Annotated in this window: 18 protein-coding genes; 14 read left to right on the forward strand and 4 right to left on the reverse strand. The window is 69.2% G+C overall.

The annotated features are described in order from the left end of the window. Window positions 1-72 precede the first annotated feature (72 nt). Entirely contained in the window at window positions 73-432 is a 360-nt protein-coding gene (locus FL311_RS06430) for a YtxH domain-containing protein (protein WP_141324058.1), read from the reverse strand. 274 nt (window positions 433-706) lie between these two features. Here FL311_RS06430 and FL311_RS06435 point away from each other — a divergent pair, with 274 nt between their 5' ends. From FL311_RS06435 to FL311_RS06485, 11 genes are all read left to right on the forward strand, one after another. Beyond that, on the forward strand, window positions 707-1,852 hold the full coding sequence (locus FL311_RS06435) for an acyl-CoA dehydrogenase family protein (protein ID WP_141324059.1): 1,146 nt from the start codon (window positions 707-709) through the stop codon (window positions 1,850-1,852). Beyond that, window positions 1,852-2,709 carry a hypothetical protein gene (locus tag FL311_RS06440; protein ID WP_174816821.1) on the forward strand — a complete coding sequence of 286 codons (858 nt, stop codon included), beginning with the start codon at window positions 1,852-1,854 and terminating at the stop codon, window positions 2,707-2,709. Before FL311_RS06435 ends, FL311_RS06440 begins: the two co-directional genes overlap by 1 nt. A 9-nt stretch (window positions 2,710-2,718) precedes the next feature. Continuing rightward, entirely contained in the window at window positions 2,719-3,540 is an 822-nt protein-coding gene (gene rnc, locus FL311_RS06445; protein ID WP_141324060.1) for a ribonuclease III, read from the forward strand. 44 nt (window positions 3,541-3,584) lie between these two features. Further along, window positions 3,585-4,325, forward strand: a complete 741-nt coding sequence (locus tag FL311_RS06450; RefSeq protein WP_141324061.1) for a peptidylprolyl isomerase — start codon at window positions 3,585-3,587, stop codon at window positions 4,323-4,325. 240 nt (window positions 4,326-4,565) lie between these two features. Next, the gene (era, locus tag FL311_RS06455; RefSeq protein WP_141324062.1) at window positions 4,566-5,510 is read left to right on the forward strand and encodes a GTPase Era; all 945 of its coding nucleotides are present in this window, start codon (window positions 4,566-4,568) and stop codon (window positions 5,508-5,510) included. Window position 5,511: 1 nt separating this feature from the next. Further along, window positions 5,512-6,891: a ribosome biogenesis GTPase Der gene (gene der / locus FL311_RS06460; RefSeq protein WP_141324063.1), complete on the forward strand. Its 1,380-nt coding sequence runs from the start codon at window positions 5,512-5,514 to the stop codon at window positions 6,889-6,891. A gap of 103 nt (window positions 6,892-6,994) precedes the next feature. Further along, on the forward strand, window positions 6,995-7,795 hold the full coding sequence (locus FL311_RS06465; RefSeq protein ID WP_141324064.1) for a tetratricopeptide repeat protein: 801 nt from the start codon (window positions 6,995-6,997) through the stop codon (window positions 7,793-7,795). 8 nt (window positions 7,796-7,803) lie between these two features. Continuing rightward, window positions 7,804-8,967 (forward strand): PQQ-binding-like beta-propeller repeat protein, encoded by a 1,164-nt coding sequence (locus FL311_RS06470; RefSeq protein WP_141324065.1) that lies wholly within the window; start codon window positions 7,804-7,806, stop codon window positions 8,965-8,967. Then, entirely contained in the window at window positions 8,964-9,392 is a 429-nt protein-coding gene (locus FL311_RS06475) for a (deoxy)nucleoside triphosphate pyrophosphohydrolase (protein ID WP_194869083.1), read from the forward strand. The genes FL311_RS06470 and FL311_RS06475 overlap by 4 nt, the downstream gene beginning before the upstream one ends. Next, window positions 9,392-10,273 carry a ribonuclease H-like domain-containing protein gene (locus FL311_RS06480; protein ID WP_141324067.1) on the forward strand — a complete coding sequence of 294 codons (882 nt, stop codon included), beginning with the start codon at window positions 9,392-9,394 and terminating at the stop codon, window positions 10,271-10,273. Before FL311_RS06475 ends, FL311_RS06480 begins: the two co-directional genes overlap by 1 nt. A gap of 144 nt (window positions 10,274-10,417) precedes the next feature. Then, window positions 10,418-11,230: a DUF3014 domain-containing protein gene (locus FL311_RS06485; RefSeq protein ID WP_141324068.1), complete on the forward strand. Its 813-nt coding sequence runs from the start codon at window positions 10,418-10,420 to the stop codon at window positions 11,228-11,230. A gap of 172 nt (window positions 11,231-11,402) precedes the next feature. Here the strand turns inward: FL311_RS06485 and FL311_RS06490 are convergent, their stop codons facing one another. Beyond that, window positions 11,403-11,963 carry a hypothetical protein gene (locus FL311_RS06490; RefSeq protein WP_141324076.1) on the reverse strand — a complete coding sequence of 187 codons (561 nt, stop codon included), beginning with the start codon at window positions 11,961-11,963 and terminating at the stop codon, window positions 11,403-11,405. A gap of 507 nt (window positions 11,964-12,470) precedes the next feature. Between FL311_RS06490 and FL311_RS06495 the strand changes: the two genes are divergently transcribed. Both FL311_RS06495 and FL311_RS06500 read left to right on the forward strand, forming a co-directional pair. Further along, window positions 12,471-14,858: an ABC transporter permease gene (locus tag FL311_RS06495; protein WP_141324069.1), complete on the forward strand. Its 2,388-nt coding sequence runs from the start codon at window positions 12,471-12,473 to the stop codon at window positions 14,856-14,858. A gap of 256 nt (window positions 14,859-15,114) precedes the next feature. Next, complete coding sequence (locus FL311_RS06500; protein ID WP_141324070.1) at window positions 15,115-17,241, forward strand: S46 family peptidase; 2,127 nt, start codon at window positions 15,115-15,117, stop codon at window positions 17,239-17,241. A 145-nt stretch (window positions 17,242-17,386) separates the two neighbouring features. Here the strand turns inward: FL311_RS06500 and guaA are convergent, their stop codons facing one another. Further along, window positions 17,387-18,940: a glutamine-hydrolyzing GMP synthase gene (gene guaA / locus FL311_RS06505; protein WP_141324071.1), complete on the reverse strand. Its 1,554-nt coding sequence runs from the start codon at window positions 18,938-18,940 to the stop codon at window positions 17,387-17,389. Between the two features lie 85 nt (window positions 18,941-19,025). Between guaA and FL311_RS06510 the strand changes: the two genes are divergently transcribed. Beyond that, on the forward strand, window positions 19,026-19,658 hold the full coding sequence (locus FL311_RS06510; protein WP_141324072.1) for a hypothetical protein: 633 nt from the start codon (window positions 19,026-19,028) through the stop codon (window positions 19,656-19,658). A gap of 93 nt (window positions 19,659-19,751) precedes the next feature. On the opposite strand, the gene guaB is transcribed toward FL311_RS06510, so the two are convergent. Beyond that, a complete protein-coding gene (guaB, locus tag FL311_RS06515; RefSeq protein WP_141324073.1) occupies window positions 19,752-21,209 on the reverse strand; it encodes an IMP dehydrogenase in 1,458 nt (485 codons plus the stop codon). Window positions 21,210-21,221: the final 12 nt, after the last annotated feature.

A 21,221-nucleotide genomic window follows, 5' to 3' on the forward strand; every position in this document is an offset into this window, starting at 1 on the left:
TCGCGGACCCCGCCCCGTGAAGTGCCCGGCCGCCGTCGGCCCCCCGCTCGCGAGGGGCCCGCGGCCACCGGTTCAGGCGCTGGCGCTCTTCTCGGGCGCCAGGCCGATGTTCTGCTTGTTCATGTAGCCCATGGCCTTGTCCTTGACGGTGGTGCGCAGGTCATCCCCCGTCTTGGGCGTGAGCAGCAGCGCCGCCACGCCGCCGGCCACCGCGCCGATGACGAACAGCCCCAGGCCGCCCAGGCCGGAGCGCGCCGGCTTGTACGTCGTCAGGCCGATGTGGCGCAGCGCATCATCCGGCTCGAAGTCATCCCAGCGGTCCTTGGCCGCGCGGGGGAGCTCGTCGAGGAGCTTGTGGGCCATCCACTTGCGGTACAGCTCACTCTTGGCCAAACCCTTCGCCGTCCACTTCGCCTTCTTCTTCGCGAACATGCATCCCTCCAGGGCCAGTGTGGTCGGGGCCGCGTCGCGGACGCGGCGAGACCCCCATGAGCCTTGAAGGTAGGCAGGGGAGCCCGTGCCGCCACCCCCCGCGCCCTGGGGGTCGTTCGTCGCGTCGCCGTTTGGACGCACTCCCAGGCCCACCCCCTTGGAGAGGGGGCAGCCAGGCTCGGGGCTTTCTGGTATGTCGCCGGGCGCTCCCCGGGCCTCCAGGCGGTGCGAGAAGGTCGCCGCGCGGGGACCCTTTGCGATAGATCCGCCCGACATGGACTTCGAACTTCCCGAGAGTCACCGCGCCCTCCAGTCCTCGCTTCGCGACTTCTGCGAGGCCCGCGTGAAGCCGTACGCCGCCCAGTGGGATCGCGAGGAGAAGTTCCCCATGGACGTGGTGCGGGAGCTGGGCCAGCTGGGCGTCATGGGCATCCTGGTCTCGGAGCAGTACGGCGGGGCGGACATGGACTCGCTCGCCGTGGCGGTGGCCGTGGAGGAGCTCGCCCGCTACGACGGCTCGCTCGCCCTCACCGTGGCCAGCCACAACGGCCTGGGCACCAGCCACCTGCGGGTCTTCGGCACCCCGGCCCAGCACGAGAAGTACCTGCCGAAGCTGGCCTCCGCCGAGTTCCTGGGCGCCTGGGGCCTGACGGAGCCGGGCTCGGGCTCGGACGCGTCGGGCATGAAGACCACGGCGGTGCGCAAGGGCGACGGCTGGGTGCTCAACGGCACCAAGATGTTCATCACCCAGGGCACCGTGGGCGACGTCTTCGTGGTGCTCGCGGTGACGTCCCCCGACAAGCGCCAGAAGGGCATCACCGCGTTCCTGCTGGAGAAGGGGATGCCCGGGTTCAGCCAGCGCGCCATCCACGGCAAGCTGGGCATGCGCTCCTCGGACACGGCGGAGCTGGTGCTGGAGAACGTGGAGGTCCCCGACTCGCACCGCGTGGGCGAGGTGGACCATGGCTTCATCGACACGATGAAGATCCTCGACAAGGGCCGCATCACCATCGGCGCGCTGGCGGTGGGGCTGGCCCGGGGCGCGCTGGAGGAGTCCGCGCGCTACGCCAAGGACCGCACCGCCTTCGGTCAGCCCATCGCGGACTTCCAGGCCCTGCGCTGGATGATGGCGGACATGAAGACGGAGACGGACGCCGCGCGGCTGCTCGTCCACCGGGCCGCGAGGCTCGCCGATGCGGGCCAGCCGTACTCCAAGGAGGCCTCCATGGCGAAGCTCTTCGCCTCCGAGGTCGCCACCCGCTCCGCCGCCAAGGCCGTGCAGATCCACGGCGGCTATGGCTACACCCGTGAATTCCCGGTTGAGCGCTACCTCCGCGACGCCAAACTGTGTGAAATTGGCGAAGGAACCAGCGAGATCCAACGCACCATCATCGCGAGAGAGACCTTCAAAGGGGCTTGATGGACACCGCACGGCTGGAGGGACTCGGGCTTCAAGTCCGTGAGGACGTGGCCGGCACCGAGGCGGTGCTGGACCTGGAGTCGTCGCCGCTCGTCAATCCCGTGACCAAGGCGTTCATCGCCGAGGTGACCTTCCAGGTGATGGGGGACCGGCTCATCCCCATCTCCCCGGCGGCGGTGGTGGGCCTGGCGCCCATCCTCATCGGCGCGCTGAGCGACGTGGCGGACATCGAGGCGCTGCTGTCGGATGCCTTCAACGAGCACATCTTCCATGTGCAGCGCCGCTCCGCGGAGCTCCAGGTCCTGGGGCTGTCGCCCAGGGTGGACGCGGACACGCTGGAGCTGACCACGGACGTGGTGGAGGGGGACCTGTCGGTCCTGCTCGCGGCGGACCGGCTGGGCAACTTCCGCATCGCGCGGGTGCAGCGCGACAAGGTGGACGTGGCCGGCGGTGCGGGCCACACGCTGGAGCTGTCGGAGTTCCGGGAGCGGGCGGCGCTGACGGGCTACCTGGCGGCCCTCCTGGGGGAGCCGGCGAGCCGTCCCCAGCCGACGCCCACGGGGCTGGTGCGCTTCTCGGACATCGTGGAGAAGTTCGGCGCGGAGTCGCTGGTGCCGCCCAGGAGCAGCCTGGAGTTGCTGGCGCAGTTGCAGGTGGAGGGCCGGCCGTACCGCTTCGCCGCCGCGAGGGTCGCGGGGCGCACCTTCCGGGGCCTGTTGGCGGGAGCCCAGGGCAAGGTGTGGGCGGGGCGGTTCGAGCTGGATGAGTTCCCCGGCATCGTCCGGATGGTGGCGTCGTTGTTGAAGGTGCGTCCGGAGGCCGTGAGGCTGGTGGGCCCCGACGCGCCGCAGGAGTGAGAGACGTCCGTGGAGAAGCTCAGTCCGTCGGAGCGGGTGGAGGCCCTGGAGAAGCGGCTGGGGTTCGTGTTCTCGCGCAGGGAGGTCGCGCTCGAGGCGCTCACCCACAAGACCTACGTCAACGAGACGCGGGACAAGGACCTCAAGGACAACCAGCGGCTGGAGTTCCTGGGGGACTCGGTGGTGAACCTGGCCGTGAGTCACCGGCTGATGGACCGCTTCCCGGGCATGCCCGAGGGCGACCTCACCAAGCTGCGTGCCCGCATCGTCAACGAGGACGGCCTGGCCCGCGTGGCCCGGAGCGTGCCGCTGGGTGATCTGCTGCTGCTCGGCCGGGGCGAGACGCTGTCGGGCGGGCGCGAGAAGAACTCCGTGCTGGCGGACGCGCTCGAGGCCGTCTTCGGCGCCATCTACCTGTGCGCGGGCCTGGAGACCGCCGCGCAGCTGGTGGACAAGTGCTTCGCGGAGCTCCTGGACGAGGTCTCCAGCGGCCAGGGGCGACTGGACTACAAGACGCTCCTGCAGGAGCTGGCCCACGAGAAGCTGAAGGTGTCACCGCGCTACCGCGTGGTGTCCGAGGTGGGGCCGGAGCACTCGAAGGTGTTCGAGGTGGAGGTGTCGCTCGGGGACGCGCCCTTCGCGCGGGCCTCCGGGCGCAGCAAGAAGGAGGCGGAGCAGTGCGCGGCCCAGGTCACCCTGGAGCGCCTCAAGCGCGAGGCCGCCGCGGCCGCCAGTGCCATCCCCGAGGGGCCGGCCCCCACCTCCGAGGAGGGGACGGCCTCACCCGCGCCGGTGACCCCGGAAGTGCCACCGGACGACAACCCGACGTGAAACCCCTTGGAGGGGAGAGGGGTGGGGAATAAGGTGCCGCGCCCATGCGTCCCTCCGCCCCCTTGCGTCTGTCGCTCGCCCTGGTGGCCTGCCTGTGGGCAGGGGGCGCCGTGGCCGCGGCGCCCGCGGCTCCGGGCAAGTGGACCAAGAAGGTGGCGGCGGGCAAGGACGTCTACGCCACGTTCAAGACGAGCGCGGGGGACATCACCGTGCTGCTCTTCTCCAAGGACGCCCCCAAGACGGTGGCGAACTTCGTGGGCCTCGCGGCCGGGGAGAAGGAGTGGCGCGACCCCAAGTCCGGGGAGATGTCCAGGAAGCCCCTCTACAACGGCACGGTGTTCCACCGCGTCATCCCGGGCTTCATGATTCAGGGCGGAGACCCCACGGGGACGGGCTCGGGTGACCCGGGCTTCCGCTTCGAGGACGAGTTCCAGTCCGGCCGCACCTTCGACAAGGTGGGCCTGTTGGCCATGGCCAACCGGGGGCCGGACACCAACGGCAGCCAGTTCTTCATCACCACCAGCACGCCGGACCACCTGACGAACCGGCACACCATCTTCGGCGAGGTGGTGAAGGGCTATGACGTGGTGGAGCGCATCGGCGGCCTGCCTCGGGACAACCGCGACCGGCCCCGCGAGGCGGTGGTGCTCACCCAGGTGGAGCTGAGTGACAAGGCGCCCCCGGGGAGCGACGCGGCGCGGGCTCCGGCGGATGCGCCGACCCGGCCCGGGACGGCGCCGAAGCGGAAGGGGGCGCAGCAGCCCGAGTCGCCCCGGCCGTGGTGAGACGTGAAAGACGGGCCTGCGCCGTGGGCGGGGCTCTGGTAGATGGGAGGAGTGTCGTGTCGTTTTACATGGAGGACGGACCGCGGACGGTGAGCCGCCCGACGTCCCAGCCGTAGGCCGCCCGCCTGCCCGCCGCTCCCCGGCAGAAGCCAGGGACGCGGGTCTGTTATAGGGCGTTCATTGGAAGTCTCCCCTCAGGGGCTCCCGGCATCGCGGGACTCCCAGACCACCTTCGAAGCAATGGCCTCTCCCAAGAACCACCGCAGCGGCTTCGCCGCGCTCATCGGACGCCCCAACGTGGGCAAGAGCACCCTGCTCAACGCGCTCACCGGTGAGAAGATCGCCATCGTCTCCGGCAAGCCGCAGACGACCCGCAACCGCATCCTCGGCGTGGTGACGCGCCCCGAGGGGCAGGTCGCCTTCATCGACACCCCCGGCATCCACCAGGCCAAGGGGGAGCTCAACCGCTACATGGTGGAGACGGCGCTGCAGGCCGCGGAGGAGGTGGACCTGGTCCTCTTCCTCATCGAGCCGCCCGCCGGCGAGAAGCCCGACGTCAGCCCGGGCAACCGCACCATCCTCGAGCGGCTGCAGAAGCTGGGCAAGCCCACCTTCCTGGTCATCAACAAGATCGACTCGCTGCCCAAGGCGGCGCTCTTGCCGCTGATTGACCTGTACCGGCAGGAGTTCCCCTTCGCGGAGGTGGTGCCCATCTCCGCGCGGGAGAAGGACGGCGTGGAGCGGCTGTTCCAGGCGGTGCTGGGTCACCTGCCCGAAGGCGAGCGCATCTTCGACGAGGACATGCTCACCGACCAGCAGGAGCGCACGCTGGTGGCGGAGTACATCCGCGAGCAGGTGCTGCGTCACTGCCGTCAGGAGATTCCGTACTCCACGGCGGTGCTGGTGGACATCTTCGATGAGTCCGAGCGCGAGCCCCGTCCGGGAACGCCGCCGGGCCAGCTGGGTGGACTCATTCGCATCGCCGCGTCCATCTACGTGGAGCGCGACAGCCAGAAGGCCATCATCATCGGCAAGCAGGGACAGATGTTGAAGACGATTGGCACCGACGCGCGCAAGTCCGTGCAGCGGCTGCTGGGAGCGCATGTCTACCTGGACCTGCGCGTCCGGGTGGAGCCGCGCTGGAGCGAGCGCCCCGAAGGCCTCAAGAAGCTGGGATACGACTGAGATGAAGCCCCTGGTCGCCATTGTCGGACGCCCCAACGTGGGCAAGAGCACGCTGTTCAACCGTCTCATCGGCAGGCGCCTCGCGCTGGTGGAAGACCAGCCGGGCGTGACGAGAGACCGCCACTACGCGGACGCGGTGTGGGGAGGCCGCTCGTTCACCTTCATCGACACGGGCGGCTTCGTCCCCGGCGAGAAGGACTCCCTGCTGCAGCAGGTGCGCGAGCAGGCTCAGCTGGCCGTGGAGGAGTGTGACGTCATCGTCTTCGTGGTGGACGGGCGCGACGGCGTCACGCCCGCGGACGAGGCGGTGGCCGGCTACCTGCGCAAGAGCGGCAAGCCCGTCATCGTCGCGGCCAACAAGCTGGACAACACCACGGGCACGATGCAGGCCCTGGCCGCGGACTTCTACAAGCTGGGCCTGGGCGAGGTGCACGCGCTGTCCGCCGAGCACGCCCTGGGCATCAACGGCCTGTTCGATGAGGTGGTGGAGAAGCTGCCGCCCAAGGAGGAGGGCGAGGACGACACCGCGCCCCCGGACGACGGCATCATCCGCGTGGCCATCATCGGCCGGCCCAACGTGGGCAAGAGCACGCTGGTCAACGCCATCCTGAAGGAGAAGCGGGTGGTGGCCAGCGACGTGCCGGGGACGACGCGAGATCCCATCGACTCGCCGCTCGAGTACAAGGGCAAGAAGCTGTTGCTCACGGACACCGCGGGCATCCGGCGCAAGAAGACGATCGCGCACCAGGTGGAGAAGTACTCGGTCATCGCGGCGCTGAAGGTGATGGAGCGCAGCGACGTGGCGGTGCTGCTGATGGACGCCACGGAGCCCGCGGTGGACCAGGACGCGAAGCTGGCGGGCCTGGCCGAGGAGCGGGGCCGCGCGCTGGTCATCGTGGTGAACAAGTGGGACCTGGTGGACCAGGACCAGCGTCGCCAGGAGGCCTACCGCGAGTCGCTCAAGCACGCGCTGAAGTTCGTGGGCTACGCGCCCATCCTCTTCACGTCCGCGCTGACGGGCTCCAAGGTGGAGAAGGTGGTGGACGTGGCGGTGGAGCTGGCCGAGCAGTTCCGGTTCCGGGCGCCCACGCCCCAGCTCAATCGCCTGTTGGAGCACATGGTGGACAACCACCCGGCGCCCATCGCCCGGGGCAAGCCCCTGCGCCTGTACTACATCACCCAGGTGGCGGCGGCGCCCCCGACGTTCGCGCTCACGTGCAACTACCCGGAGGGCGTTCCGGACATGTACAAGCGCTACATCACCAATCAGCTGCGCAAGACGTTCGACCTGCGCGTGCCCATCCGGCTCTTCTTCAAGGAGCGCCCCGGCAAGGCCAAGCGTGAGGCGCGAAAGAAGCCCCACCTCCAGGGCAAACACTGAAGCGTCCGTGCGTTGACACTCGCGGCGCGCGCTCCGTACAGTGCGCCGCCCTCCCGCTCTCCGACAGGGTAGAGCATCGAAGCGCAGAGAGAGGTTGACCGACGTGGCTGGAACCAAGACCGAGAAGATTCGCCAGCAGGAGCTTCGTCAGCCGGACACCTTCCAGAGGGTGGGCAACGACGCGCGTGACTGGCTGGCCCAGCGGCAGAAGCTCATCGGCATCGTCGTCGCCGTCATCATCCTCGGCGGCGTGGGCGTGGCCATCGCCAGCGAGCTGTCCAAGCGCGGCGAGCAGAAGGCGTCCCAGGCCCTGGGCCAGGCGCTCTCCGTGCTGGACCGTCCCATCGACGGCGTGCAGCCCGCGCAGCCCGGCGACACCGAGACGCCCTTCAAGAGCGTCAAGGAGCGCGACGAGGCGCTGGTGAAGGCGCTGTCGGACTTCCGCAAGGAGCACGGCGGCACCCGCTCGGCCACCACGGCCGCGCTGTCGCTGGGCGAGGCGCAGTTCCGCCTGGGCAACTTCGCGGATGCGCAGGCCTCCTTCGGCGAGTTCCTCAAGGGCGCCGCCCAGAATGATCCGCTCCGCGCGGGCGCGTTCGAGGGCCAGGGCTATGCCTTCGAGGCGGAGAAGAAGTTCGACGAGGCCCTCAAGGCCTTCGAGCAGATGGGCGCCGCGGGCGGTGGTGAGTTCCTGGCGGGCATGGGCGACTACCACAAGGGCCGCATGCTCATCGCGCAGGACAAGAAGGACGAGGCGGCCAGTGTCCTGTCGAAGGTGTCGACGGACCACCCGAACACCACCGCGGCCCGGCTGGCGAGCGAGCGGCTGGCGGTGCTGGCCTCGCAGGGCGTGAAGATTCCGGTGCCGGCGCAGCCCGCCGCCACTGGTACGGACGCGGGGTAGCACGGACGATGAGGAAGCAGCGCGTGAGCTGGAAGCATTGGCTGGGGAGCGCTGTGGCGCTCGGTCTCCTGGGCGGGTGCAGCAGCCTGCCGCGCTACGGCAATCCGGAGCTGCCTCGGACGGAGCAGGCCCCGCCGCTGGATTACTTCTCCGTGGCCTGGTGGGCGCCGTTGGTGACGCCCACCCTCATGGAGTACGCCCCGCGCGAGGTCGCGACGCCGGCGTATGACGGGCTGAGCAAGACGGTCATCGCGCTGACGCGGGACGGGTTCATCCGCGGCATCGGGCCGGACGGCCAGGTGAAGTGGTCCAAGAAGACCAGCACGCGCTTCGCGGCGGGCGCCCGGGTGAGCGACGGCGTCGCCTTCATCCCCGGGGGCGACGGCACGCTGTACGCGCTGGACGCGGCCACGGGCGAGGAGAAGTGGAAGTACGCGGCCGGCGAGTCGCTGGCGACGGTGCCCGTCGTGGCCGAGGGCCTGGTGCTGGTGGCCTCGGAGAGCGACACCCTGTTCGCGGTGAAGGCCGCGGATGGCGTGTGGGCCTGGCAGTACCGCAGGGATCCTCCGTCGGGCTTCTCGGTGCGCGGCGCGTCCACGCCGCTGGTCCGCGAGGGCAATGTCTACGTGGGTTTCTCCGACGGCTACGTCGTGTCGCTGACCATGCGGGACGGCAGCGCCAACTGGGAGAAGTCCCTGTCCGGCAGCGGCAACGAGTTCCTGGATGTGGACTCGACGCCGGTGATGGACGAGCACGGTCAGCTCTACGTGGCCTCGTACAAGAGCGGCATCTACGCGCTCGAGGCGGAGTCCGGGGACCTGGTCTGGACCAGCTCCGTGGGCGGCATGACGGCGCTGCTGTCGAAGGGGAAGATGCTCTTCGCGGTGGGCGATGGCCGGGTGGACGCCTACCTGGCGGAGGACGGGCGGCTCCTGTGGACGCACCCCCTGGGTGAAAGGGCCGCGCAGGCTCCCGTGTTCGCCAAGGGAATGCTCATCGTCCCCATCCAGCGCTCGCTGCTGTTCCTGGACCCGAAGACGGGCCAGGCGCGCGTGTCGTGGAACCCCGGGGATGGCGTCTCGGCGACGCCCTTCGTGGCGGGCTCGAAGCTGTTCGTGCTGTCCAACAACGGCTGGCTCTACGCGTTGGACTTCAACGGATTGAAGGGGTGACGGCGGTGACGACCCGGACGGTCCGCGTGGTGGCGGCGCTGATTCCCGGTCCCGTTGACACCCAGCGCTTCCTGGTGCAGCAGCGGCTCCCCGGTGGGAGCCGCGCGCTCCTGTGGGAGTTCCCCGGCGGGAAGGTGGAGGCCGGGGAGACGGACGAGGTGGCCCTCGCCCGCGAGTGTCGCGAGGAGCTGGACGTGGAGCTCTCCGTGGGCCGGCGGCTGTGGGAGGGCAAGCACACGTACCCGGACCTGACGGTGGAGCTGGTGCTCTACGCGGCGCGGGTGGTGTCGGGCGAGCCGAAGCCGCTGGGGGCGCATGCGCTGGCGTTCCACACGCCGGTGGAGATGCAGGCCCTGCCGTTCTGCGAGGCGGACATCCCGCTGCTGGACGAGCTGGTGGCGGGAAGGCTGGGCGCGCTCGATTGATGCTTCAGCGGACGTTCCAGCACATCCCCGGCGTGGGGCCCTGGCGTGAGAAGGACTTGTGGGCGCGGGGCATCAAGAGCTGGGATGACTTTCCGGCGGCCGGACAGGGTGTGGCCATCACCCGGAAGACGGACGACATCGCGCGCGAGCGGATTGCCCAGGCTCGTGAGGCGCTGGAGCGCCGGGACCTGCGGCGGCTCGCGGAGCTGGTTCCTCCGAGGGAGCACTGGCGGCTGTATCCTGAGTTCCAGCACGACGCCGTCTACTTCGACATCGAGACGGATGGCCGCGAGGCGCAGGCGCCCACGGTGGTGAGCCTGTTCGACTCGACCGGGCTGCGCGTGTTCATCCAGGGGCGGAACATGGACGCGCTGCCGGAGGCGATGGCGGCCCGCCGGCTGTGGGTGACGTTCAACGGCTCCACCTTCGACGTGCCGGTGTTGAAGAACTACTTCGGGCCGGCGCGCTTCCCCGTGCCTGAGGCGCACATCGATCTGCGCTTCGTCACGCGGCGGTTGGGGATGGGCGGTGGGCTGAAGGACATCGAGGGCCAGATTGGCGCCGAGCGTCCGCCGCACATGAAGGGTGTGAACGGCTACGACGCGGTGCTGCTGTGGCGTGCGTACACGCGGCGTGGCGACGTGGAGGCCCTGCGGTTCCTGGTCGAGTACAACCTGTATGACTCGTTCCAGCTCCGCACGCTGATGGACGTGGCGTACAACCGCGGCGCGGATGACTTGAACCAGGACGTGCCCCGGCTGCCCGTGTTCGAGCGCGGGGATGTCCTGTACGACGTGAGCCGCATCATCCTGGAGCTGGGGCCCACGGAGCGGGATCTGCAGACGCTTGCCAGGGTCCGCGCCGAGGAGCAGTTTCCCTGAGCCGGAGCGGGCAGGGTGGTTTCGTGTCGTCACCCTTCCTGGAGTCTCCGTTGGTGAACAACCGGGCGTCGGCGCGTGGCCGGGGCCGTGGAATGCGCCGGGGAGTCGTTTGTAGGGTGTGACTCACCCTGGAGGGATGCGCACATGAGCGAACCGACGGACCCGACGCAGAGCTCGGAGACGCCCAAGCCCGGCTCGGCTGGGAAGAAGGCCGCGCTGATTGGAGGTCCCCTGGTGGCCGTGGGAGTGGGCGTGGCCGTGGCGATGGGGGTGTTCCGCCAGGAGCCCGTGCCTGTGCCCGTGGTGGCGGAGGCGCCGACGCCCGTCGATGCCGGGGCCGCGCCCGTGGCGCCCACGGCGTCGCTTCCGGAGAGTGACGGCCGGGTCCGTGAGCTGGCGAGCCGGATGTCGGAGGAAGCCGAGCTCCAGCGCTGGCTCCAGGAGAAGGACCTGGTGCGCCGGGTGACGGCGGCCGTGAACAACGTCGCGGATGGCTCGAGTCCTCGGATGGTGCTGGGGTTCCTGGCGCCGGCCGGTGGGTTCCAGGTCGTCGAGGGCAAGGACAAGAAGTTGACCATCGACCCGCGCAGCCATGCCCGGTACGACCTGGTCGCGCGTGTGTTCGGGACGTTCGATGCGCAGGTGGCTCGGAGCCTGTTCAAGGACTTGAAGCCGCTCATCGACCAGGCCCATGGAGAGATTGCGCCGCCGGGACAGTCGTTCGACTCGACGCTCAACCGGGCCATCGAGCATCTGCTCTCGGTTCCGGTTCCAGAGGGCGCGCTGGAGGTCCAGCCGCAGGCCGGGCTGTATGTCTACGCGTCGCCCGAACTGGAGGGCTTGAGCAAGGCGCAGAAGCACCTGCTGCGAATGGGTCCGCAGAACATCCGGGTCATCCAGGCGAAGCTGAAGGAGCTTCAGGCCGCGCTGGAGCTGCCGCCCGTGGCGGAGCGTTAGCGGACCCGGGAGGGCGCTACATCCTGGAACCAGGATGTTCCGGGCCTGAGCTGCGGGTGTGAATGTTCTGGGGCCCGCTTGGGCTCCGGAAGAATGTTCTTGGGGCCAGTTCGAACATTCATGAGGGGCCGCGGAACATTCTCCGCGTCCCAGGAATGTTCCGAGGGCCGGCTTACCGGCGCTTTTTCTTCTTCGAGGGCGCTGGAGCCGGCGCCGGCTTCTCCTTTTCGCCGGCGATCTGGAACGTGGTCCGGAGCTCATCGACCTCGCGGCCCAGGGTGTCCGTGAAGGCGGTGCCGGTCTGGGCATCGACGACCAGCGTGTACGAGAAGCCGGTCTTCAGCGGCTGGGGCAGGACGATGCGGTAGACGAGCTTGTCATCGGATTCCTCGGCGACGTCGTCGGAGACCATGGCGCGTTCGGCCTCGTCGAACAGGCGGACCCGGTAGTTGCGCAGGCCGTGCGAGGCCGTGAGCTCCAGGCTCGAGGTGGGCTGGATGAGCGGCTTGTCGCCGGGCTCGAGGGAGATCTCCGCGAGGTCGCTCGAGCCGGCATCGGCCAGGGGCTGGTAGCGGAGCGCGAACGTCGTCGGAGGCGGGGTCTTGGGGGCCTTGGGCACGGCGGCGACGCTCGCATCGGGGGCACCGGGGGCGGTCTTGTCCGGGCAGCCAGTCAGGGCGAGCAGGCTGCAGCAGAACACGGAGGCGAGCACGGTTCGTCGAAGCAAACGCATGGCGGGCACGGTACGCGTCCAGCGTGGTCACGAGAAGCGAGGAGTCGCGACCAGCGTCCAGCCGGGCAGGCGCATGGTGCCGAATGCGGTTCGTTGAACGGTGCGCGGGTGGGAGCGGACGAGCGAACCCGTCATCGAGTTCGGCGTGGGCAGCCCGGAATGCGGGGCAGCGAACCGCGCCGATTCGGGTTCAGGATCGTGGGCTCGGTTCGTGCGCCCGGTGGACGACCAACGGCATCGCCGGGGCCAAGGGGCCAATCCGGGACCAGGTCCTGGGCCTTGGGGAGGGCTGCCAGGAAGACCTACGGAAAGCCCGTTCCCCTCTGTTCTCCCTCTGTCGTTACGTCCGATAACATGCGTTATGTAAACTAAGCCCATGGGGAACCAGGGGGCGATTTCGTCGGGTTCTTCCCCGCTGCCCCCGGGCTTTCCGGGTGCCGTTCCGGCCGCTCCATCCGCCAAGATGCGGGCCTCCGCTCGCCCACCCAATTCACCTTGAACGGCCCCATGAGAGTCATCGACAGCCTGCTCGCGGATGCACGCTTCGCGTTCCGCACGTTCCGTCGCGCGCCCGGCTTCGCCGCCGCGGCCATCCTCTGCCTCGCCCTGGGCATCGGCGCGAACGCCGTCATCTTCAGTGCCGTCCACGGCGTCCTCCTCCGCCCGCTGCCGTACGCCGAACCCGAGCGAATCGTCTCGCTCGTCGAGTTCCGTGCCCAAGGCAGCGGCGGCCCGGTGTCCTGGCTCACATTCTGGGACTGGCGCGATCAGGCCAAGGCCTTCGAGCACATCACCGCCTTCACCGTCGGCGGCTCCATCCTCCGCACCGATGACGACTCCGAGCGCCTCGAAGCCATCCGTGGCACCGCCGGATACTTCGCCGTCCACGGCGTGCCCCCGTTGCTGGGTCGTACCTTCGCCCCCGGCGACGACCAGCCCGGCCATGAGCCCGTCGCCGTCCTCAACGAGGCCCTGTGGCGTCGCCGGTTCGGCGCCAATCCCGCCGTCCTCGGCCACACGGTGCTCCTCGATGACATTCCCCACACCGTGATTGGCGTCGTCCCCGAGTCCTTCGACCCGAAGATGGACGTCTGGCTCCCGTTGGTGGCTCCCGCCGATGCCCGTGGCCGGTTCTCCACGCTGCTCTCGGTCCGCGCCCGTCTGGCCCCGGGCTTCACCGTCGAGTCCGCCCACCGGGAGCTCGCGGCCGTCACCGCCGCCATCGCCGCCGAGAGCCCGGACGCCCTCAAGGAGCGCACCTCCCGCGTCGAATCGCTCGCCGAGGCCCAGACCCGCCTTTGGAGCGGCCCCTTGAAGCTCCTGCTCGGCGCCGTGGCCCTGGTCCTCCTCATCGCCTGCGCCAACGTCGCGAACATCCTGCTCGCCCGAGCCGGCGCCCGGCATCAGGAGCTCGCCGTTCGCGTGGCCCTCGGGGCCAGCCGCGCCCGCGTCATCCAGCAGCTCCTCGTCGAGAGCCTCCTGCTCGCGCTCATGGGCGGCGCGCTCGGCGGATTGCTCGCGCGCTGGGGGCTGGACGGCCTGATCGCCGTGGCCCCCGAGTCGATGCCTCACCGGGCGGCCATCGCCCTCGACGGGGCCTCATTCCTGTTCCTCGCCGCCATCTCCATCACCAGTGGCCTGGTCTTCGGTCTGCTTCCCGCGCTCCAGCTGTCCCGGCTCGACCTCCGAGGCGCCGTGCCGCCCTCGGGCCGCCGGCTCCGCTCCACGCTGGTCGTCCTGGAGCTGGCCCTCTGTCTGGTCCTGCTCGTCGGCGCGGGCCTGCTGGGCCGAGGCTTCCTCCAGCTCCTGGGAACCTCGCCCGGCCTGGCCTCCGAGCAGCTCCTCACGCTGCACATCGCCATCCCCGACAGCCGGTTCTTCAACGAGCAAGGTCTGGACGCCCGCGTCCCGCAGGCGCTCCTGGAGCCCATCCTCGAGGAGGTCCGAGCCCTCCCGGGCGTGAGCGCCGCGGCGATGACCTCGCTCCTGCCCATCCAGCGCGCCTGGAACAACGCCCGCTACGTCATCGAGGGCGAACCCCCGCCGGAACCCGGCACCGAGCCCCGCGCCGAGCGACGCTCCACCAGTCCCGGGTTCTTCGCCACCGTCGGAATCCCGCTGCGCCAGGGCCGAGACTTCACCGCCTCCGACGCGGCCCCCGGCCAGCCGGCCACCGTCATCATCAACGAGACGCTCGCGCGCCGTCACTTCCCGGACGGCCAGGCCCTGGGGCGCCAGCTCCGCCTGGGCACCGGGCCGCACACCATCATCGGCGTGGTCGGCGACGTGCGGCAGGCCGGGCTCGACAAGACGCCGCTCGCGGAGCTCCATGTCCCGTATGGACGCCCCTGGGGCGATGACAGCCTGGTCCTCGTCGCCCGGACGTCGGTGCCCCCGGAGACCCTCCTGCCTTCGGTCCGCGAGGCCGTGCGCCGCGTCGACTCGGGCCTGCCCGTCTTCCGCGCCCTCACCATGGACCAGGTCATCACCGAATCGCTCGGCTTCCGCCGGCTCGTGCTCGGCCTGCTCGGAGGCTTCGCGGCGCTGGCCCTGGTGCTCTCCACCTACGGGCTCTACGGCGTCATCTCGCTGCTCGTCTCCCAGCGCACCCGTGAGCTGGGCATCCGCATGGCCCTGGGCGCCCGGCCGAGCGATGTCCTGATGCTGGTCCTGGGCCAGGGCGCGAGGCTCGCGGGCGTGGGCATCGCCCTGGGACTCGTGGGCGCCCTGGCGCTGACCCGCATGCTCGAAAGCCAGCTCTACGGCGTCACGGCGACAGATCCGCTGACCTTCATCGCCGTGGCCACCCTCTTCGCGCTCGTCGCCCTGCTGGCCTGCTGGCTCCCCGCGCGACGGGCCACCCGCGTGGACCCGCTCGTCGCCATGCGGACCTGAGTCGCCCCGAGGCCGCTCTCGACGCACCGCGACGGACGGTCCCGGAAAGCGACGCATCACGGCTGATCCCAGGAACGGGCGCGAACACCCTGGAAATCACAGCCCAAGCCCCCACGTATGGCCCCGGCGAGAGGAATCCCCCGGCCGCTCGGATGTTCAGGGTGGTTGGGAATTCTTCCCGGCTTTTTTCCCGGTTGACCCACGCAATGGGTTACCGCAGAACCGCGACACCCCCGGCCCTGGAAAGGACCTGTCCATGAAACGGTTGTTCCTGATTGCCACCCTCGTCGGCGCCGCTCCGGCCCTGGCCGACGAAGGCATGTGGACGTACAACAACTTCCCGTCCGCGAAGGTGAAGGAGAAGTACGGCTTCGAGCCCACCCAGCAGTGGCTCGACAAGGCCCGGCTGTCGTCCGCGCGGCTCGCGGGCGGCTGTTCGGCCAGCTTCGTGTCCCCCAACGGCCTGGTGATGACCAATCACCACTGTGCCCGCGGCTGTATCGAGCAGCTCTCCGGCGCGAAGAAGGACTACATCGCCAACGGCTTCTACGCGAAGACCGAAGCCGAGGAGACGCAGTGCCCGGCGATGGAGATCAACCAGCTCGAGCAGATCACCGACATCACCGAGACGCTGAACAAGGCGACGCAGGGCCTGTCCGGCAAGCAGTACGCCGACACCCTGAAGGCGAAGATGTCCGAGCTGGAGCAGGCGTGCTCCGCGGGCGACGCCAAGGTGCGCTGTGACGCCGTCACCCTGTACCAGGGGGGCAAGTACAACCTGTACAAGTACCGCCGCTTCCAGGACGTGCGCCTGGTCATGGCGCCCGAGCACGCCATCGCCTTCTTCGGTGGCGACCCGGACAACTTCGAGTTCCCCCGCTGGGACCTGGACGTGACGTTCCTGCGCGTCTACCAGGACGGCAAGCCGGCCAAGACGGACAACTACTTCAAGTGGTCCGAGAAGAGCGCCAAGGAGGGTGACATCACCTTCGTGTCCGGCCACCCCGGCCGCACCTCGCGCGGGCTGACCATCGCGGAGCTGGAGTACCAGCGCGACGTGGCCATGCCGAAGATGCTGTTCATGATGTCCGAGCTGCGCGGCATGGTGTCCGAGTTCCAGAAGCGCGGCCCCGAGCAGAAGCGCATCTCCAACAACCTGCTGTTCGGCGTGGAGAACGGCCTGAAGGCGACCAAGGGCCGCCTGGAGGCGCTGCAGGACAAGAAGTTCTTCGGCCAGAAGGTCGCCGCCGAGCAGGACCTGCGCAAGAAGGTCGAAGCCAACCCGGAGATGAAGAAGAAGTACGGCGCCGCGTGGGATGAGATCGCCAAGGCCCAGGCGCAGATGGTCAACCTCCGCAAGGACCTGTCCTTCGTCGAGCAGGGCGCGGGTCTGTCCTCCAGCCTGTACAGCATCGCGAAGACGCTGGTGCGCGCCTCCGAGGAGTTGCCCAAGGAGAACGGTCAGCGCCTGCGCGAGTTCAACCAGGCCAACCTGCCCGCGCTCCAGGCGCAGCTCTTGAGCCCCGCTCCCATCTACCCGGAGCTGGAGATCCTCCGCCTGAGTTTCGGCCTGACGAAGATGCGCGAGGAGCTGGGCTCCAACCACCCGTTCGTCAAGAAGGTCCTGGGCAATGAGTCCCCCGACAAGCTGGCGGCCCGCCTGGTGAAGGGCTCCAAGCTGTGCGTCCTCAAGGACGTCAAGGGCTCCAAGGTGTGTGACGTGTCCGTGCGCAAGAGCCTGTTCGACGGCGGCAAGGCGGCCATCGCGGCCTCCAAGGACCCGATGATCCAGCTGGCGCTGGCGCTCGACGCGGATGGCCGCGCGGTCCGCAAGAACTACGAGGAGAACGTCGACGCCGTCATCAAGAAGAACGCGGAGCTGGTGGCCAAGGCCAAGTTCGAGGTCTACGGCACCAACACGTACCCGGACGCGACGTTCACGCTGCGCCTGTCGTACGGCTCGGTGAAGGGCTACATGGAGGACGGCAAGAAGGTGGAGCCCATCACCCAGATGGCGGGCGCCTTCGAGCACGCCACGGGTGAGGAGCCCTTCGCGCTGCCGCCGTCCTGGCTGAAGAACCAGAAGAACCTCGATGGCGCCACGGCGATGAACTTCGTCACCACCAACGACATCATCGGCGGCAACTCCGGCTCCCCCGTCATCAACAAGGACGCGGAGATCATCGGCCTGGTGTTCGACGGCAACATCCAGTCGCTGGGCGGTGAGTACGGCTTCGATGAGAGCGTCAACCGCACGGTGGCCGTGCACAGCGACGCCATCATCGAGTCGCTGAAGAAGATCTACGGCGCCACCCGCGTCCTCGAGGAGCTGCGTCCGGGCAGCACCCAGGTGCCCACCGTCCCCACCAAGCCGGCGGGGTGATGCACCCTCCAGCGGACCGGGTCTCCTGAAGTAGACCCGGTCCCTGAAGCAAGAAGAGGCTGCCTGGGCTTCCACGCCAGGCAGCCTCTTTCGTTTTCTTCAGCGGGTCTTGGGGCCCGCGAGTCGCGCGCCCCGCCCTACCCCCTCACTCCCACTCGATGGTGGCGGGGGGCTTGGAGGACACGTCGTAGGCGACGCGGTTGATGCCGCGCACCTCGTTGGTGATGCGCGTGGAGATGCGCTCGATGACCGGGTACGGCAGCCGCGCCCAGTCCGCCGTCATGCCGTCCACGCTGGTGACGGCGCGCAGCACGCAGGTGGACTCGTAGGTGCGCTCGTCGCCCATCACGCCCACGCTCTGCACGGGCAGCAGCACGGCGAAGGCCTGCCAGACTTCCTTGTAGAGCCCCGCGGCGCGAATCTCCTCCTGCACGATGGCGTCCGCGCGACGCACCAGCTCCAGGCGGGCCTCCGTCACCTCGCCCAGCACGCGGATGGCCAGACCCGGACCGGGGAACGGCTGCCGGGACACCATCTCCTCGGGCAGCCCCAGCTCGCGGCCCAGCGCGCGGACCTCGTCCTTGAACAGCTCGCGCAGGGGCTCCACCAGCTTGAGCTTCATCGTCTCCGGCAGGCCGCCCACGTTGTGGTGGCTCTTGATGGTGACGGACGGGCCCTTGTATGAGACGGACTCGATGACGTCCGGGTACAGCGTGCCCTGGGCCAGGAACTCCGCGTCCTGGATGTCGCGCGAGGCCTCCTCGAACACGGCGATGAACTCGCGGCCGATGATCTTCCGCTTCTTCTCCGGGTCCGTCACCCCGGCCAGCGCGTCCAGGAACCGGGCCCGCGCGTCCACCGTCTTCAGCGGGACGTGGAAGCGGTCCACGAAGAGCGCCTCCACCTGGGCCCGCTCGCCCTGCCGGAGCACCCCGTTGTCCACGAAGATGCACTGCAGCCGGGGGCCGATGGCGCGGTGCAGGAGCAGCGCAGCCACGGAGCTGTCCACGCCACCCGACAGGGCGCAGATGACCCGGCCGTGCTCACCCACCTGCTTGCGGATGGTGGCCACCGCCTCGTCGATGAAGCCCTTCATCGTCCACGAGCCGGACACCTTGCAGTCGTTGAAGAGGAAGGCGCGCAGCATGGCCTTGCCCTGCGGGGTGTGCACCACCTCGGGGTGGAACTGGAGGCCGTAGAAGGGCTTGCTCTGGTGGGCCGCCGCCGCGAAGGGCGAGTTGCCGCTGCGGCCGATCGCCTCGAAGCCCGGGGGCAGCTCCTCCACCCGGTCTCCGTGGCTCATCCACACCTGGACGCGGTCTCCCGGGCGGAACTCCGAGAAGGGGCCGCGGGGGGACAGCACCTCCACCTCCGCGTTGCCGAACTCCCGGTGGGCGCCCCGGTCCACGCGGCCGCCCAGGAGCTTGGCCGTGAGCTGCAGGCCGTAGCAGATGCCGAGCACGGGCACGCCCGCCTCGAAGACGAACGGATCGCACCGCGGGGAGCCGGGCGCCTCCACGGACGCCGGGCCTCCCGAGAGGATGATGCCTCGGGGGGCGAAGCGGCGGATGTCCTCGGCCGGCAGGTCCGGACGGTGGATTTCACAATAAACGCCCAGCTCACGGACCCGGCGGGCGATGAGCTGGGTGTACTGACTCCCGAAATCGAGGATCAGGATCTTCTCGGCGTGCAGGTCCACCGGAGTTTCTCCAAGGGGGCGTCGTTGACGGCTGGGGGCCCTTATCGCTACAAACTTCCGGAAAGCAACGCCCAAGTCCCCTCAAGTGTTCGAGGTCCGGATGCTCCGCCGCCTGTCCGCTTCCACTGCTGCGACCCTCTTGTTCCTCTCCGCCACTGGATGCGTGAAGGAAATCTCCTCTGACGAGCGGCTCGACCGCGAGACCCAGAACATGGCGGTGAAGGACACGCCAGGGGTCGCCGAGCTCCAGAAGCTCACCTGTGACGACACCAACGACGCGCTGGTCAAGGCCCGCAACGTCAACCGGCCCGAGACGGACCGGCTGGTGGACTACATCGAGCTGTACGGCTCGCTGCGCAAGCGCACCGCCACCTTCGAGGAGGCGATGAACCGCAACCCGGACCTGAGCTACCGCGAGGGCAGCCAGCAGTTCGTCAACGCCAAGGACAACTGCATCCAGCAGACGGCCGACATCCGCATCGAGTTCGAGACCTACGTGCGGGAGCTGGTCGAGGTGCCCACCGTGCAGGAGATCAAGGGCGGCAACGCCGTCACCATCGCCCGCCTGGACTTCGGCACCCTGCGCCAGGCCATCGAGGCGCTGGAGCCGGATGACAAGGACTCGCTCCTGGGCCGGGTGGCCAACGCGGAGAAGAAGATCTCCGCCGCGTCGTCCGCCGAGGAGCCCAGCGGCGGGGGCCGCAAGGGCCGCAAGTAGCCAGGCCGTCCGAGCCGGCCCCTGACGGGCTGGCTCCCTTCGAGGGTCCGTGCCTCCTGGTACGGGCCCTCTTTTCGTTTCCGCGGGGGGCGCCTACTCCACGCGGTAGTTGGGCGCTTCCTCGGTGATGATGACGTCGTGCACGTGGCTCTCCTTGAGCCCGGCCGAGGTGATGCGCACGAAGGTGGCGTTCTTGCGCAGCTCCTCGATGGTGCCGCAGCCCACGTAGCCCATGCCGCTGCGGATGCCGCCCAGCATCTGGTGCACGTTCATGGCGAGCGTGCCCTTGTACGGCACGCGGCCCTCGATGCCCTCGGGGACCAGCTTCACCGCGTCCACGTCCGACTGGAAGTAGCGGTCCTTGGCGCCCTGCTTCATCGCGCCCAGGCTGCCCATGCCGCGGTAGCTCTTGTAGCTGCGGCCCTGGTACAGGATGACGTCGCCCGGGGCCTCCTCGGTGCCCGCGAAGAGCGAGCCGATCATCACCGTGCTCGCGCCGGCCGCCAGCGCCTTCACGATGTCGCCCGAGTACTTGATGCCGCCATCGGAGATGATGGGGATGTCGTGCTTGTCCGCCTCGCGGCAGCAGTCATCCACCGCCGTCACCTGCGGCACGCCCACGCCGGCCACCACGCGCGTGGTGCAGATGGAGCCGGGGCCGATGCCCACCTTCACCGCGTCCACGCCCGCCTGGATGAGCGCGCGCGTGGCCTCGGCCGTCGCGACGTTGCCGGCGATGAGCTCGAAGCCCTTGAAGTTCTTGCGCGTGTCGCGCACGCCGTCCACCACGCCCTTGGAGTGCCCGTGCGCGGTGTCCACCACGATGACGTCCACGCCCGCCTTCACCAGCGCGTCGATGCGCGCCTCGCGGTCCGGGGACACGCCCACGGCGGCGGCGCAGAGCAGCCGGCCCTTGGCGTCCTTCGCCGCGTTGGGGTGCGTGCGGCGCTTCTCGATGTCCTTGATGGTGATGAGGCCGCGCAGCTCGAAGTCGTCGTTGACGACGAGCAGCTTCTCGATGCGGTGCTCGTGCAGGAGCTTCTGCGCGTCCCCCTGGCTGATGCCCTCGCGGCCGGTGACGAGCTTGCGCGTCATCATGGCCTCGACCTTCTGGGTGAGGTTGGTCTCGAAGCGCACGTCGCGGCTGGTGACGATGCCCACCAGGCGCTTGCCCTTCACCACGGGGATGCCGGACACGCCGTGCTGGCGCATCAGCTCCAGGGCGCGGCCCAGCGGGGCCTCGGGGTCGATGGTGACGGGGTCCACCACCATGCCGCTCTCGAACTTCTTGACCTTGAGCACCTCGAGCGCCTGCTGCTCGGGCGTCATGTTCTTGTGGATGACCCCGATGCCGCCCTCCTGCGCCATCGCGATGGCGGTCCGCGCCTCCGTCACGGTGTCCATCGCCGCCGACAAGAGCGGGATGTTCAGCCGGAGGTTGCGGGTGAGGCGGGTCGTCAGGTCCGTGTCCTTGGGGACAACCGAACTTTCGGCGGGCACCAGGAGGACATCATCGAAGGTGAGTGCGAGCCGGATCTCGGGGTTCAACATGGGCGGCGCTCC

Origin of the sequence: Myxococcus sp. AB025B (assembly GCF_006518215.1) — a bacterium.
In the GTDB taxonomy this organism is placed as follows: domain Bacteria; phylum Myxococcota; class Myxococcia; order Myxococcales; family Myxococcaceae; genus Myxococcus; species Myxococcus fulvus.

Excerpts from the sequence above, each read along its gene's own strand:
- FL311_RS06500 (WP_141324070.1), top strand. The coding sequence starts at position 15,115 with ATGAAACGGTTGTTCCTGATTGCCACCCTCGTCGGCGCCGCTCCGGCC.
- era (WP_141324062.1), top strand. The coding sequence starts at position 4,566 with ATGGCCTCTCCCAAGAACCACCGCAGCGGCTTCGCCGCGCTCATCGGA.
- FL311_RS06490 (WP_141324076.1), bottom strand. The coding sequence starts at position 11,963 with ATGCGTTTGCTTCGACGAACCGTGCTCGCCTCCGTGTTCTGCTGCAGC.
- FL311_RS06480 (WP_141324067.1), top strand. The coding sequence starts at position 9,392 with ATGCTTCAGCGGACGTTCCAGCACATCCCCGGCGTGGGGCCCTGGCGT.
- FL311_RS06450 (WP_141324061.1), top strand. The coding sequence starts at position 3,585 with ATGCGTCCCTCCGCCCCCTTGCGTCTGTCGCTCGCCCTGGTGGCCTGC.
- FL311_RS06470 (WP_141324065.1), top strand. The coding sequence starts at position 7,804 with ATGAGGAAGCAGCGCGTGAGCTGGAAGCATTGGCTGGGGAGCGCTGTG.
- FL311_RS06440 (WP_174816821.1), top strand. The coding sequence starts at position 1,852 with ATGGACACCGCACGGCTGGAGGGACTCGGGCTTCAAGTCCGTGAGGAC.
- FL311_RS06485 (WP_141324068.1), top strand. The coding sequence starts at position 10,418 with ATGAGCGAACCGACGGACCCGACGCAGAGCTCGGAGACGCCCAAGCCC.
- FL311_RS06430 (WP_141324058.1), bottom strand. The coding sequence starts at position 432 with ATGTTCGCGAAGAAGAAGGCGAAGTGGACGGCGAAGGGTTTGGCCAAG.
- FL311_RS06495 (WP_141324069.1), top strand. The coding sequence starts at position 12,471 with ATGAGAGTCATCGACAGCCTGCTCGCGGATGCACGCTTCGCGTTCCGC.
- FL311_RS06435 (WP_141324059.1), top strand. The coding sequence starts at position 707 with ATGGACTTCGAACTTCCCGAGAGTCACCGCGCCCTCCAGTCCTCGCTT.
- der (WP_141324063.1), top strand. The coding sequence starts at position 5,512 with ATGAAGCCCCTGGTCGCCATTGTCGGACGCCCCAACGTGGGCAAGAGC.
- guaB (WP_141324073.1), bottom strand. The coding sequence starts at position 21,209 with ATGTTGAACCCCGAGATCCGGCTCGCACTCACCTTCGATGATGTCCTC.